The organism is Streptomyces sp. NPDC057099 (assembly GCF_042671245.1).
Taxonomy (GTDB): domain Bacteria; phylum Actinomycetota; class Actinomycetes; order Streptomycetales; family Streptomycetaceae; genus Streptomyces; species Streptomyces purpurascens.
Window position 1 is genome coordinate 101,853 of sequence record NZ_JBHUTX010000021.1, and the last position, 13,157, is coordinate 115,009.

Here is a 13,157-nt window from a genome sequence, read left to right on the forward strand (position 1 = left end):
GGGCCGGTCCGATTCTGTGTGTCAGGGCCTAATTGGGGGGCCATCGGCATGATCCGCTTCAGGGGTCGGGTGCGCAGCCTCGGTCTGCCCGGTGCCGTTCTCTTCGCGGTCGGTACCGGAGTGATCCTTCACGTGCGGCGGACGCTGGTGCGTGAGCTGCGGCAGCTGCGCCGGGTCGCGGGCGCCGCGCAGGACGCGGTGCTGCGGCCGTTGCCCTCGCGCGTCGGCGGGCTGGGCGTCGCCGCCGCCCAGTTGTCGGCGGAGCGCGGGGCCGCGATCGGGGGTGACCTGTACGAGGTCGTCGCCACCGAGCACGGCGTACGGGCGGTGATGGGCGATGTGCGCGGGCACGGGATCGGCGCGTTCGGGACCGTCGCCGCCGTGCTCGGCTGTTTCCGCGAGGCCGCGTACGACGAGGACGACCTCGGCGGGGTGCTGCGCCGGCTGGAACGCGCCCTGGAGCGGCATCTGCGCCGGGAGCATCCGGCGAGCGTCGCCGAGGAGTTCGTGACCCTGCTCCTCGTGGAGATCCGCGCCGACGGCGAGATGGTCGCCCTGAACTGCGGGCACCCGTGGCCGTACCGGATGGGCGCCGGGGGAGTGGAACAACTCGCCCCCGCCGATCCGTACCCGCCGCTGGGAGTGTTTCCCCTGCCGGACGTGCTGTCGACCGTCGATCTGGGGCATCTCCCGCCCGGCGACGCGCTGTTCCTCTACACGGACGGTGCTCAGGACGCGCGGGACGCCCGTGGCCGGTTCTTCCCCCTGTCGGTCGTGCTGGCGAGGGTCGCACGGGAGGGGCCGCTCGCACCGCAGGAGGTTCTCCGCGGTGTCCAGAGCGCGCTGGTCGATCATTCCCAGGGCACCCCGGCGGACGACATCGCCCTGCTGGTCCTGAGGAACGATGGGTTCATGCCCCCAGGGGTGCGGGGACCTGCGCGAACAGCCACCACGCACCCGCAGCCGACAACGCACCTCTGACCCACCGGTGATGACTCGCCCGGCCGGCCGGCGATGCCGTCCGCCCCGCCACGGAGTGTCGGGCAGGCGGCTGGGCGGACGGCGGAAGCGGGCCGCCGCACTGTACGAGGGGGAGCCGGCGGCCCGGCCGGCCTCTTGCGAGGCATTTCAGTCAACCGGCCGGCGACTCTGCGCGACAGTGCGCACACCGTGCGGATTCGAGCACTCCGTTCACACCCCGTGTGAAGGCGGAACCACTAATCTGGCCGCACCGAGCCACCGGGGGGCCCACATGCAGCCCAACACTCTGCTCGACGCGATCCTGGACGAAGCCGGGATCTCGCACGCGGGGCTGGCCGCACACGTCAATCAGGCGGGACGGGCACGGGGCCTGTCCCTGAGGTACGAACACACCGCCGTCGCCCGGTGGTTGAAGGGGCAGCGCCCCAGGGGCCAGGTGCCCGACCTGATCTGCGAGGTGCTCGCCGCCCGGCTCCAACGGCATGTCACCCTCGACGACATCGGCCTCGGCATGCCCGGCGAGCCGGCCGCGCCGCACACCGGCTCCCTGTCCGGGTTCGTCGAGCGGGCCACCGCCCTGTGGCGCTCCGACCAGCAGCAGCGCCCGCACATCCTCGGCGCGCCCGCGCTCACCGGTACGCCCGCCGTCATGCCGGTGTGGGAGTGGGAGAACCCGCCCGAGGACGTGGACGTCTCCCGCGGCGGCAGACACCGGGTCACCGCGGGCGATCTGGAGATGCTGCGGTCGGCCCGGGCCCACTACGAGCAGATGTACCGCAAGGCCGGGGGCATCGCGACCAGGGCCCGCATCGTCGGCTTCCTCAACTCCGAGGCGGCCCCGCTGCTGCGCGGCAGCTACACCGACGAGACGGGACGGCAACTGCACCGGGCGACGGGCGGGTTGGTGGCCGTCGCCGGGATCTGTGCCTACGACTCCGACGCCCACGGCCTCGCGCAGCGCTACTTCCACCAGGCGCTGCGGCTCGCGAAGGCCAGCGGGGACCGGGGGCTCGGGGCGTATGTGATCGCCCTGCTCGTCAACCAGTCGCTGTTCATGCGGGAGTACCGGCAGTCCGTCGCCTTCGCGGAGGCCGCGCTGCGGGCGGCCGGCAAGCAGATCACCCCGGCGCTCGCCTCCGACCTGTACGCGATGCAGGCCAAGGCGTACGCGCATCTCGGCGACGGCACCAGTGCCCTGTCCTGCATCCGGCGGGCCGAGCAGTCCGCCGAGCGCATCCGGCGCGGTTACGAGCCAGACGAGACCGGCTATGTCCAGCCGGGGCTCGTCAATGTCCAGGTGGCGGAGGCGCTGCTCAGTCTCGGGGAGATCGCGGCCGCCGGGGAGCATGCCGCCGCCGCCGTCGACAACCCGGCGCACGACCGCGGCCGGGTGCACCGGCTGGCCATGCTGAGCACCATCGAACTGCGGCAGGGCAATGCCGACAAGGCGGTGGCCATCGCCGTGCAGATGGCCGAGCAGGCCCGCGGCATGGAGTCCCAGCGGCTGCGGGACCGGCTGCGCGCGGTGCGCGAGCATCTGGTGCGCAGCGGAAGCGCGGGTACGGCCGAGGCCGCCGAACTCATCGACGGGGCACTGCGCGTACCGTTGTAGATCCAGGGCAGCGGCGTCCGCGTCATCCCGAGCGACGTCCTGTGCGCCTGCTGTCAGTACGTCCCTGCTGCGATATTGCCACTCACTCGATGGAAGGTGGCAGAACCGTGCAGTGGACGAAACACAACGAACAAACTGTGTACTCAAACCGCTGGTTCAGCGTCAATCTCGCGGATGTCGAACTACCGGACGGCCGGCACCTCGACCACTTCCTCATACGGCTGCGGCCTGTCGCGGTGGCCACGGTGGTGAACGAGGCCAACGAGGTGCTGCTGCTCTGGCGGCACCGCTTCATCACGGACAGCTGGGGGTGGGAACTCGCGGCGGGCGTCGTCGAGGACGGCGAGGACATCGCCCGCGCGGCCGCCAGGGAACTGGAGGAGGAGACCGGCTGGCGGCCGGGACCCCTGCACCACCTCATGAGCGTGGAGCCGTCCAACGGGCTCACCGACGCCCGGCACCACGTGTACTGGGCCGACGAGGGCGAGTACGTCGGGCACCCCGTGGACGACTTCGAGTCGGACCGCCGGGAATGGGTTCCCCTCAAGCTCGTCCCCGACATGGTCGCCCGCGGCGAGGTCCCGGCCGCCAACATGGCGGCCGCGTTACTTCTGCTGCACCATCTCAGGCTCGGACAGGACGCGTTGCCCTAGGCCCGACGGGCCTAGCGTCCCAGCGCCTGCCAGATCGCCAGGACGAGGGCACCCACGGCGGTGAGGGCGGCGACCGCGGGCAGCGGCCAGCGCGTGTGTTCGAGCGTGTGGATCCGGGTGTTGAGCTCGTCGATTTCCTTGGCGGTCTCCTCGGTGCGGTGGCTGAGCAGAGCCAGCCCGCCCTCGACGCGGGCGTAGGCCACGTCGAGGCGGCGTCGTAACTCTGCGAGTTCTCCATGAACGACGGGATGCTCGGGATCGGCGGCCACGAGTCCGCTCCTTTCCGTAGTCGTTTCACATCCCTTGTCTGCGCAGGTGGAGTCAACTCGCCTGGTGGGCGCCTGGGGAGAGTGTGCGAGGGGCATATGCGAGCCCGGCGCGCACACGGTGTGTGAATACCGCGGGCCCGGCACCCATTCCGGTGCCGGGCCCGCGACTTGGCCGAAATCTGACCGTCCGTAATCGGCCTCGGGGGGTATCCGGGGCGTATGACGAAGTGGCAGAAGATCGCGGCGTATGCGCTGGCGCTCTACGCGCTGCTGGCCGTGGTGATCCGGTTCTCCGGCGGCGGCCAGGGGTGGGGCACGGCGCTGCTGCTCGCTCTCGTGGCCACTCCGCTCGCCCTCTGGATGGGCTGGCTGCGCCGCCGCCTCAACGAGCAGGCGGCGGAATGGGGACGCCGCCGGGTCCGGCCGTGGCCGGAGGAGCGGCGGCGTTGAGGTGGTGGCGTCGGCCGGCCGGTCAGTCGTACGTGTAGAAGCCCGAGCCCGACTTGCGGCCCAGGCGGCCCGCGTCGACCATGCGCTGGAGCAGCGGGGGAGCGGCGTACAGGGGCTCCTTGTACTCCTCGTACATCGACTGGGCCACCGAGGCGACCGTGTCCAGGCCGATGAGGTCGGAGAGCTTCAGCGGGCCCATCGGGTGGGCGCAGCCCATCTCCATGCCGTTGTCGATGTCCTCGCGGCTCGCGATGCCCGTCTCGAACATGCGGATCGCGGAGAGCAGGTACGGGATCAGCAGCGCGTTGACCACGAAGCCGGAGCGGTCCTGGGCGCGGATCGCGTGCTTGCCCAGGAGCTTCTCGGTGAACTGCTCGGCCCGGCCGATGGTGTCCTCGGACGTGGTGAGGGCCGGGATCAGCTCGACGAGCTTCTGCACCGGGGCCGGGTTGAAGAAGTGGATCCCGATGACCCGGTCGGGCCGCGAGGTCGCCACCGCGAGCTTCACCAACGGGATGGAGGAGGTGTTGGAGGCCAGGATGGCGTCGGGCCGGGTCACGACCTGGTCGAGGACCTGGAAGATCTCGGTCTTGACGTGCTCGTTCTCGACGACGGCCTCGATCACCAGGTCGCGGTCGGCGAACTCGCCGAGGTCCGTGGTGAAGCTCAGCCGGTCCAGCGTGGCCTCCCGCTCCTCCTCGGTGATCTTGCCGCGCTCCGCTGCCTTGGCCAGGGAGTTGTACAGCCGGGTCCGGCCGATCTCCAGGGCCTCGCCGGTGGTCTCGGCGACCATGACGTCCAGACCGACCCGGGCGCACACCTCGGCGATCCCCGCGCCCATCTGACCGCAGCCCACGACTCCGACGCGTGCAATGTCTCCCGCTGGGATGTCCGTCACATCGTCCCTTTCGCTGCTGATCCACGTCCGGGCAGGTGCTCCGTGGTCCGGTGCCTGCTCCGTTCGAGCACGTTACTCCCAAGTATCGATGATCGATCGCGGGGGGCGGCTCAGAGTCGGGCATTCTGGGCCCGGAGCGATCCGCGACCGGGCGGATCCGCGGCATTTTGGGGCATGCGGATGGGACGAGTGTCACGCAGGGCGTTCGCGGTGGCGGCGCTGTCGGCTTTCACGATGGTGCCTCCGGCGTCGGCCGCGCCCAAGGGGGACGTCGAACGGGACGGCAAGGGAGGTGACAGGGCGGCTTCCGCGATGCGGGGCGTATGGCTGGCGACCGTGGCCAACCGCGACTGGCCGTCCAAGTCGGGGCTGAGCGCCTCGAAGCAGCGCGCCGAGCTGCGGGGGCACCTCGACACGGCGGTCAGCAGGCGGCTCAACACGGTGTTCTTCCAGGTCAGGCCCACGGCGGACGCCCTGTGGCCCTCACCGTACGAGCCGTGGTCGCAGTACCTCACCGGCACCCAGGGCAAGGACCCGGGCTGGGACCCGCTGGGCACGGCCGTCAAGGAGGCCCACGCCCGCGGTCTGCAGCTGCACGCCTGGTTCAACCCGTACCGGGTCGCCACGCACGCCGACCCGTCCCGGCTCGCCGCCTCCCACCCCGCGCGCCGGAACCCGGACTGGGTGGTGACGTACGGCGGGAAGCTCTACTACAACCCGGGGCTGCCCGAGGTCCGTGCCTTCGTGCAGGACGCGATGCTCGACGCGGTGCGGAAGTACCCCGTGGACGGCGTCCACTTCGACGACTACTTCTACCCGTACCCGGTGGCCGGCCAGCGCTTCGACGACGACGCGGCCTACGCCGAGTACGGCGGCGGCTTCCCGAGCCGGGCCGCGTGGCGGCGGGACAACATCAACAAGCTGGTGCGGGAGACGGCGGCCCGGATCAAGAAGGTCAGGCCGAACGCCCGCTTCGGCATCAGCCCCTTCGGCGTGTGGCGCAACGCCGCCACGGACAAGCGCGGCTCGGACACCCGGGCCGGCGTGCAGACGTACGACGACCTGCACGCGGACACCCGCAAATGGGTGCGCGAGAGCTGGATCGACTACATCGTCCCGCAGCTGTACTGGAACATCGGCTTCGCCGCCGCCGACTACGCGAAGCTGGTGCCCTGGTGGGCGGAGGTCGCGCGCGGCACCTCGACGCAGCTCTACGTGGGGGAGGCGCTCTACAAGGCCGGTGACCCGGCCCAGCCCGCCGCCTGGCAGAACCCGGCCGAGCTGTCCCGGCACCTGGCGCTGGCCGAGGACTACGCACAGGTGCGCGGGCACGTGTTCTTCGCCGCCAAGGACGTGGCGACCGATCGGATCGGGGCGATGGCGAAGGTGGTCGCCGACCACTACGAGTAGCCGGCGTCGTCCCCGCGCCGCATCACGGCCCGGTGGTGGTCTCCCGGTGCCGGATCTCGGTGTCGGGTCCCGGTGAGCACACTCCCTCGTGCCCGTCCTCGAACCGGACGCGGTACGGGGGCGTGCCCTCCTGGCCGAGCACTTCGACGATCTCGCCGACCTTGTCGTGCTGACCGACCACCCTGCCGTGCTGGACAAGCTGGTCGCCCACGGTTGCGCGCATCTGGGGCCTCCTCACGAGGTGCGGAGCAGCGGTCCGTGGCCTTCGAGTCTACGGCTGGGGGCGCTGCTCGGCAGGGAGCCGGGCGCGCCCGTTCAGCCGCGCGCCCGCTGTGTGACGGCGATGCAGACCAGCACCGCCGCTGCCGTCAGCGGGGCGGCCACCGGCAGGTGCTCGCCCAGCAGCAGCACCGACCACACCAGTGTGAGCAGGGGCTGGGCAAGCTGCAACTGGCTGGCCTTCGGGATGCCGACGGCTGCCATGCCCCGGTACCAGACGACCAGGCCGACGAACTGCGAGCCGACCGCGACCCACAGCAGCCCGGTGACGCTGTGCGGGGTCACGTGCACGGGTTCCTGCGCCAGGGCGAGCGCGGCGACGGGCACGGTCAGCGGCAGGCACAGCACCAGCGCCCAGCCGATGACGTGCCAGCCCGGCATGACCCGGGCCAGCCGGCCGCCCTCGGTGTAGCCGGCCGCGCAGACCAGCAGCGCCGCGAAGAGGTACAGGTCGGCCGTGCTCAGGGCGCCGCCGCTCTGCTGCACGGTGAAGGCCAGCACCGCCGCCGCGCCCGCGAGGGCCGCCGCCCAGAAGGTGCGCGAGGGCCGGGTGCCGACGCGCAGGGCGGAGCAGAGGGCGGTGGTGAGGGGGAGCAGGCCGACCACGACGGCGGCGTGCGCGGTGGTCGAGGTCCGCAGCGCCAGCGTGGTCAGCAGCGGGAAGCCGAGCACCACCCCGCCCCCGACGACCGCGAGACCCGGCCAGTGCCGCCGGTCGGGCAGCGGCACCCGCAGGGCCAGCAGACAGCCACCCGCGATCACCGCGGCCAGGACACTCCGGACGGCGACCAGCGACCAGGGCCCGAAGCCCTCAAGGCCCCAGGCGGTCGCGGGGAACGTGAGGGAGAAGGCGATGACGCCGAGGGCGGCCTGGAGGGTGCCGAGGCCGGAGCGGTCCCGATCTGCGGCGACTGCTATCCGGGGTGCGGTAGTAGCGCTACTCTGTACTCTCATGCAAGAGCGTAGCAGCGTTGCTGAACTGTCAGAACAGCTCCGGAGGGAGCTCAACCGCTACTCTCCGGGTGGAAAGCTGCCGTCGAGCCGGGCCCTCGTCGAGCGGTTCCGGGTGAGCCCCGTGACCGTGTCCCGGGCCCTGGCGCAGCTCGCCGCCGAGGGGCTGGTGGTCACCCGGCCCGGCGCGGGCGCGTTCCGCGCCGAGGCCCGGACGGCACCGGCGCCCGCCGGGGACACCTCCTGGCAGGAGGTCGCGCTCAGCGCGGACGGCGCCCCCGACCTCGTCCCGCGCTCGGTGGACGCCTCCGGGGTGCTGGCGACGCTGGCCACCCCGCCGCCGGGCGTGATCGAGTTCACCGGCGGCTATCTCCACCCGTCGTTGCAGCCGGAGCGGGCGATGGCCGCCGCCCTCTCGCGCGCCGGACGGCGTCCCGGTGCCTGGGGGCGCCCGCCCATGGAAGGGCTGCCCGAGCTGCGCGAGTGGTTCGCGCGCGGCATCGGCGGGTCCTTCACCGCCGCCGAGGTGCTGATCACCGCGGGCGGACAGTCCGCGCTCACCACCGCCCTGCGCGCCCTCGCCCCGTCCGGCGCCCCCGTCCTGGTCGAGTCGCCGACCTACCCCGGCATGCTCGCCATCGCCCGGGCCGCAGGTCTGCGCCCGGTCCCCGTCCCGGTGGACGCCGACGGTGTGAGACCGGCCCTGCTCGCCGACGCCTTCCGGGCCAGCGGCGCCCCGGTCTTCGTCTGCCAGCCCCTCTTCCAGAACCCCACCGGCGCCTCGCTCGCGCCCGGGCGGCGCCACGAGGTGCTGCGCATCGCCCGGGAGGCGGGCGCGTTCGTCGTCGAGGACGACTTCGTACGGCGGCTCGTGCACGAGGACGCCGGGCCGCTGCCGCGCCCACTGGCCGCCGACGACCCCGACGGCGTCGTCGTCCACGTCTGCTCGCTGACCAAGGCGACCTCGCCGAGCTTCCGGGTGAGCGCCCTGGCCGCGCGAGGGCCGGTCCTGGAGCGGCTGCGCGCCATCCAGGTCGTCGACACCTTCTTCGTGCCGAGGCCCCTTCAGGAGGCCGCGCTCGAACTCGTCGGCTCGCCCGCCTGGCCGCGTCATCTGCGGTCCGTGTCCGCCGAGTTGAAGGCCCGCCGGGACGCGATGACCACCGCGCTCGCACTGCATCTGCCGGAACTCGCCCTGCCGCACGTCCCGTCCGGCGGCTACCACCTGTGGCCGCGCCTGCCCGATGGAGCGGAGGAGTCCGCCCTGACCGCCGCCGCCCTGCGCGCAGGGGTCGCGATCACCCCCGGCCGCCCCTACTTCAGCGCCGAGCCGCCCGCTGCGCACGTCCGGCTGAGCTTCGCGGCGGTCGCGGGGACCGGGGAGCTCGCGGAGGGCGTACGGCGGCTGCGTACGGCCTGCGACGAGGTGCTGGGATAAGGGTTCGACGCCTGGGCGGTGGCCTGCGAGCATCCCGTCATGACCGACACGCCGAGCCTGCCCGAGGGCTACGAGATCTCCACCGACCCCGCCCGCCTCGACGCCGAGCGCGTGCACGGCTGGCTGTCCACCGACGCGTACTGGGCGCTGGGCCGTACCCGCGAGAAGCAGGACCGGGCGATCGAGGGCTCCCTCAACTTCGGCGTGTACGAGACGGTCTCGGGGGCGCAGGTGGCGTACGCCCGGGTCATCACGGACCGGGCGACCTTCGCATGGCTGTGCGATGTGTACGTCGACCCCTCGGTGCGCGGCAAGGGCGTCGGCACCGCGTTCCTGGCGGCCGTAAGGGACGAGCTGCAGCAGTACGGGCTGCGCCGGGTCCTGCTCGCCACGCACGACGCGCACGGCGTGTACGAGAAGGTCGGGTTCGCGGAGTTGGAGCACCCCGAGCACTGGATGGCGCTCATCTTCGGCCAGTGAGGGCCGGGGCACCCTGGGTAACTCCCAAGTAACACCTCTTGACCTGCGCACTTGAGGCACCCACGATCTGCGCATGCCACTTCGGGTCACATTCGTCGCCGCAGCGCGCAGCTCCTCGCTGCTCGCCGAGAGATTCGAGGACGACCGGCCGCTGGACCAGGCCGGCTGGGGCGAGGTGGAGCATGCCGCCCAGGGGCTGCTGCCGCTCGCCGCGGCCGAGCTGCGCTACTGCTCGCCGACCCCGCGCAGCCGTGCGACGGGGGAGGGGCTGGGGTACGCGCCGCTGGTGCAGCTCGCCCTGCGGGACTGCGACATGGGCCGCTGGCGCGGGCTGACCCTGGGCGAGGCGATGGCCCGGGAGCCGGAGGCCGTGGACGCCTGGCTCGCCGACCCGCGTGCCACACCGCACGGCGGTGAGTCGCTGATGGACTTCATCACCCGGGTCGGCGGCTGGCTCGACACCCGGCCCGTCGACGACGGCTGCCGGGTGGTGGCGGTGGCCGAGCCGTCCGTGATCCGTGCCGCCCTGGTCTACGCCCTGAAGGCGCCGCCCTCGACGTACTGGAACATCGACGTCCGCCCACTGTCGACGACCTCCGTGACCGGCCGGGGCGGGCGCTGGAACCTGCGCTTCGACGGGGTGTCCGCTCAGCCCTCGCGCGCGTAGTCGGTGCGCAGCACCAGGTCCTTGGCCGGGCCGCGCACCCTCCACACCGTCCGCCAGCGGTCCGCGTCCAGGACCGTGAACTCGCCGCGGTAGAGGTCCGCCGCGCAGGGGTGGTCGGCGACATGCCGCCCGGACGTCAGATCCAGGTCGTGGAACGGCCGGCCGTCCGCGAACCGCACGTCCGCGGTGCCGCCCGGGCCCGGCAGGAACCGCAGCGTCCGCTCGGCGGGCCGGGCGACGCCCTGCCAGACGAAGGTGCCGGACTCGTGGTGCAGCAGGCCGCCGTCCTGCTCTGCCCGGAAATCGGTGGTTCCGGAGAACTCCCCCTGATCGCCGCTCGCGAGATCCCGCACCGACCGCGTCACGCCCCAGCGTCCGGCCAGATACGCCAGTGCGTCCGGCACTGGCCAGAACTCGCCCATTCCGTCCCGCTCTCCGTCCCAACCGTTGCTGCGCGACCCATTGACGCGCCCCAGCCCCCTCCCTATCTTGCCGTTCGAAGTGCTGACCAATGTCTGATATTTCGAACACTCCTCTACCAGAGAGCCGCGGAGTATCCATGCCACGCACCGCCCGCACCCGATGGAGAGTCGGTCTCACGGCCACCGCCCTCCTGACGGCAGCAGCCCTCGTACCGGCCCCCGCGCACGCCGAGGACGTCACCGACTACGCGATCACCGTCGACCCGTCCGCCCAGGGCGCGGCGATCGACGACACGATGTACGGCGTCTTCTTCGAGGACATCAACCGGGCCGCCGACGGCGGTCTGTACGCCGAGCTCGTGCAGAACCGATCCTTCGAGTACTCCACCGCAGACAACGGCTCCTACACGCCCCTGACCTCCTGGGCGGTCGGCGGCACGGCCGAGGTCGTGAACGACTCGGGCCGCCTCAACGCGCGCAACCGCAACTACCTCTCCCTGGGCGCCGGTTCGTCCGTCACGAACGCCGGCTACAACACCGGCATCCGGGTCGACCAGGGCAAGCGGTACGACTTCTCGGTGTGGGCCCGCGCCGAGAGCGGCAGCACGCTCACGGTCTCGCTGAAGGACACCGCGGGCGCGCTGGCCACCGCCCGCCAGGTCGCCGTGAAGGGCGGCTGGGCCAAGTACAAGGCCACGTTCACCGCGACCCGCACCAGCAACCGCGGCCGCCTCGCCGTGGCCTCGGCGAACGCCGCCGCGCTCGACGAGGTGTCGCTGTTCCCGCGCGAGACGTACAAGAACCAGCCGAACGGCCTGCGCAAGGACCTCGCCGAGAAGATCGCCGCCCTCAAGCCGGGCTTCGTACGCTTCCCCGGCGGCTGCCTGGTCAACACCGGCTCCATGGAGGACTACAGCGAGGCGTCCGACTGGCAGCGCAAGCGCAGCTATCAGTGGAAGGACACCATCGGTCCCGTAGAGGAGCGCGCCACCAACTCCAACTTCTGGGGCTACAACCAGAGCTACGGCCTCGGCTACTACGAGTACTTCCGCCTCTCCGAGGACATCGGCGCCATGCCGCTGCCCGTCGTCCCGGCCCTGGTCACGGGCTGCGGCCAGAACAAGGCGACCGACGACGACGCCCTGCTCGAGCGGCACATCCAGGACACCCTCGACCTCATCGAGTTCGCCAACGGACCGGCGACCTCCACGTGGGGCAAGGTGCGCGCGAAGATGGGTCACCCCAAGCCGTTCCACCTCACCCACATCGGGGTCGGCAACGAGGAGAACCTCCCCAAGGAGTTCTTCGCCCGCTTCCAGCAGTTCCGGGCCGCCATCGATGCGAAGTACCCGGACATCACCGTCATCTCCAACTCGGGCCCGGACGACGCAGGCGCGACCTTCGACACCGCCTGGCAGCTCAACCGCGAGGGCAAGGTCGACATGGTCGACGAGCACTACTACAACAGCCCGAACTGGTTCCTGCAGAACAACGACCGCTACGACTCCTACGACCGCGAGGGCCCCAAGGTCTTCCTCGGCGAGTACGCCTCGCAGGGCAACGCCTGGAAGAACGGCCTCTCCGAAGCCGCGTACATGACCGGCCTGGAGCGCAACGCGGACATCGTCAAGCTCGCCTCGTACGCCCCGCTGCTCGCCAACGAGGACTACGTCCAGTGGCGGCCGGACATGATCTGGTTCAACAACCGGGCCTCCTGGAACTCGGCCAACTACGAGGTCCAGAAGCTGTTCATGACCAACGTCGGCGACCGCGTCGTCCCGTCGAAGGCCACCACCACGCCCGACGTCAGCGGCCCCATCACCGGCGCCGTCGGCCTGTCCACCTGGGCCACCAGTGCCGCGTACGACGACGTGAAGGTCACCTCGGCGGACGGCTCGACCCTGCTGAGCGACGACTTCTCGGGTGACGCCTCGAAGTGGACGGGCAGCGGCCGCGGCAGCTGGAGCATCCAGGACGGGCAGTATGTCCAGACGGACGCCGCGACCGAGAACACCATGGTCACGGCGGGGGACCCGGCCTGGAAGGACTACGACCTGCATGTGAAGGCCACCAAGAAGTCCGGCAAGGAGGGCTTCCTGGTCGCCTTCGGCGTCAAGGACACCGGCAACTACTACTGGTGGAACCTGGGCGGCTGGAACAACACCCAGTCCGCGATCGAGCAGGCCGTGGACGGCGGCAAGGGCACGCTGATGACGAAGCCGGGCTCGGTCGAGACCGGCCGTGCCTACGACATCGACATCAAGGTGCGCGGCCGCCAGGTCACCCTGCTCCTCGACGGCAAGGAGTGGGGCAGCTTCACCGACGACAAGCCGGCCGAGCCGTTCCGCCAGGTCGTCACCAAGGACGCGAAGACCGGTGACCTGATCGTCAAGGTCGTCAACGCCCAGTCCACCGAGGCCCGTACGGCCGTCGACCTGGGCGGCGCGAAGGTCGCCTCCACCGCCCGTGTCACCACGCTGGCCGCCGAGCCGGACGCGGTCAACACCGAGACGGACACGCCGGTCACTCCGGTGACGTCCACCTTCAGGGGCGTCTCCGGGAAGTTCACGTACACCTTCCCGGCGGACTCCGTCACGTTCCTGAGGATCAAGCAGAGGTAGGACCCGCAGGCGTGGGCCGCCGGCCC

General features: G+C 71.5%; 14 protein-coding genes. 9 read left to right on the top strand and 5 right to left on the bottom strand.

Going from position 1 to position 13,157, the window contains the following annotated elements:
- The first annotated feature begins 48 nt into the window (after window positions 1-48).
- From ACFT4A_RS24800 to ACFT4A_RS24810, 3 genes are all read left to right on the top strand, one after another.
- Entirely contained in the window at window positions 49-981 is a 933-nt protein-coding gene (locus ACFT4A_RS24800) for a PP2C family protein-serine/threonine phosphatase (RefSeq protein ID WP_382833495.1), read from the top strand.
- A 271-nt stretch (window positions 982-1,252) separates the two neighbouring features.
- Window positions 1,253-2,593: a transcriptional regulator gene (locus ACFT4A_RS24805; protein ID WP_382833497.1), complete on the top strand. Its 1,341-nt coding sequence runs from the start codon at window positions 1,253-1,255 to the stop codon at window positions 2,591-2,593.
- 107 nt (window positions 2,594-2,700) lie between these two features.
- A complete protein-coding gene (locus ACFT4A_RS24810; RefSeq protein WP_189726532.1) occupies window positions 2,701-3,246 on the top strand; it encodes an NUDIX hydrolase in 546 nt (181 codons plus the stop codon).
- A gap of 11 nt (window positions 3,247-3,257) precedes the next feature.
- Here the strand turns inward: ACFT4A_RS24810 and ACFT4A_RS24815 are convergent, their stop codons facing one another.
- Window positions 3,258-3,515 carry a hypothetical protein gene (locus ACFT4A_RS24815; RefSeq protein ID WP_184597347.1) on the bottom strand — a complete coding sequence of 86 codons (258 nt, stop codon included), beginning with the start codon at window positions 3,513-3,515 and terminating at the stop codon, window positions 3,258-3,260.
- A gap of 219 nt (window positions 3,516-3,734) precedes the next feature.
- On the opposite strand from ACFT4A_RS24815, the gene ACFT4A_RS24820 reads away from it, so the two are divergent.
- The gene (locus ACFT4A_RS24820) at window positions 3,735-3,965 is read left to right on the top strand and encodes a hypothetical protein (RefSeq protein WP_382833499.1); all 231 of its coding nucleotides are present in this window, start codon (window positions 3,735-3,737) and stop codon (window positions 3,963-3,965) included.
- A gap of 22 nt (window positions 3,966-3,987) precedes the next feature.
- Here the strand turns inward: ACFT4A_RS24820 and ACFT4A_RS24825 are convergent, their stop codons facing one another.
- Window positions 3,988-4,863: a 3-hydroxybutyryl-CoA dehydrogenase gene (locus ACFT4A_RS24825; RefSeq protein WP_382833502.1), complete on the bottom strand. Its 876-nt coding sequence runs from the start codon at window positions 4,861-4,863 to the stop codon at window positions 3,988-3,990.
- A gap of 180 nt (window positions 4,864-5,043) precedes the next feature.
- Between ACFT4A_RS24825 and ACFT4A_RS24830 the strand changes: the two genes are divergently transcribed.
- Entirely contained in the window at window positions 5,044-6,273 is a 1,230-nt protein-coding gene (locus ACFT4A_RS24830) for a glycoside hydrolase family 10 protein (RefSeq protein WP_382833505.1), read from the top strand.
- A gap of 22 nt (window positions 6,274-6,295) precedes the next feature.
- On the opposite strand, the gene ACFT4A_RS24835 is transcribed toward ACFT4A_RS24830, so the two are convergent.
- Both ACFT4A_RS24835 and ACFT4A_RS24840 read right to left on the bottom strand, forming a co-directional pair.
- Window positions 6,296-6,496 (bottom strand): DUF1918 domain-containing protein, encoded by a 201-nt coding sequence (locus ACFT4A_RS24835; RefSeq protein WP_382833508.1) that lies wholly within the window; start codon window positions 6,494-6,496, stop codon window positions 6,296-6,298.
- Window positions 6,497-6,588: 92 nt separating this feature from the next.
- Window positions 6,589-7,506 carry a DMT family transporter gene (locus ACFT4A_RS24840; protein WP_382833511.1) on the bottom strand — a complete coding sequence of 306 codons (918 nt, stop codon included), beginning with the start codon at window positions 7,504-7,506 and terminating at the stop codon, window positions 6,589-6,591.
- Between ACFT4A_RS24840 and ACFT4A_RS24845 the strand changes: the two genes are divergently transcribed.
- From ACFT4A_RS24845 to ACFT4A_RS24855, 3 genes are all read left to right on the top strand, one after another.
- Window positions 7,505-8,941: a PLP-dependent aminotransferase family protein gene (locus ACFT4A_RS24845; protein WP_382833514.1), complete on the top strand. Its 1,437-nt coding sequence runs from the start codon at window positions 7,505-7,507 to the stop codon at window positions 8,939-8,941. The two genes, ACFT4A_RS24840 and ACFT4A_RS24845, sit on opposite strands and share 2 nt — an antisense overlap.
- Before the next feature lie 39 nt (window positions 8,942-8,980).
- A complete protein-coding gene (locus ACFT4A_RS24850; protein WP_382833517.1) occupies window positions 8,981-9,421 on the top strand; it encodes a GNAT family N-acetyltransferase in 441 nt (146 codons plus the stop codon).
- A 73-nt stretch (window positions 9,422-9,494) separates the two neighbouring features.
- Complete coding sequence (locus ACFT4A_RS24855; protein ID WP_382833520.1) at window positions 9,495-10,088, top strand: histidine phosphatase family protein; 594 nt, start codon at window positions 9,495-9,497, stop codon at window positions 10,086-10,088.
- Here the strand turns inward: ACFT4A_RS24855 and ACFT4A_RS24860 are convergent.
- On the bottom strand, window positions 10,070-10,510 hold the full coding sequence (locus ACFT4A_RS24860) for a DUF6314 family protein (protein WP_382833523.1): 441 nt from the start codon (window positions 10,508-10,510) through the stop codon (window positions 10,070-10,072). The genes ACFT4A_RS24855 and ACFT4A_RS24860 overlap by 19 nt on opposite strands.
- Before the next feature lie 137 nt (window positions 10,511-10,647).
- On the opposite strand from ACFT4A_RS24860, the gene ACFT4A_RS24865 reads away from it, so the two are divergent.
- Complete coding sequence (locus ACFT4A_RS24865; RefSeq protein WP_382833526.1) at window positions 10,648-13,131, top strand: alpha-L-arabinofuranosidase C-terminal domain-containing protein; 2,484 nt, start codon at window positions 10,648-10,650, stop codon at window positions 13,129-13,131.
- Window positions 13,132-13,157 lie beyond the last annotated feature (26 nt).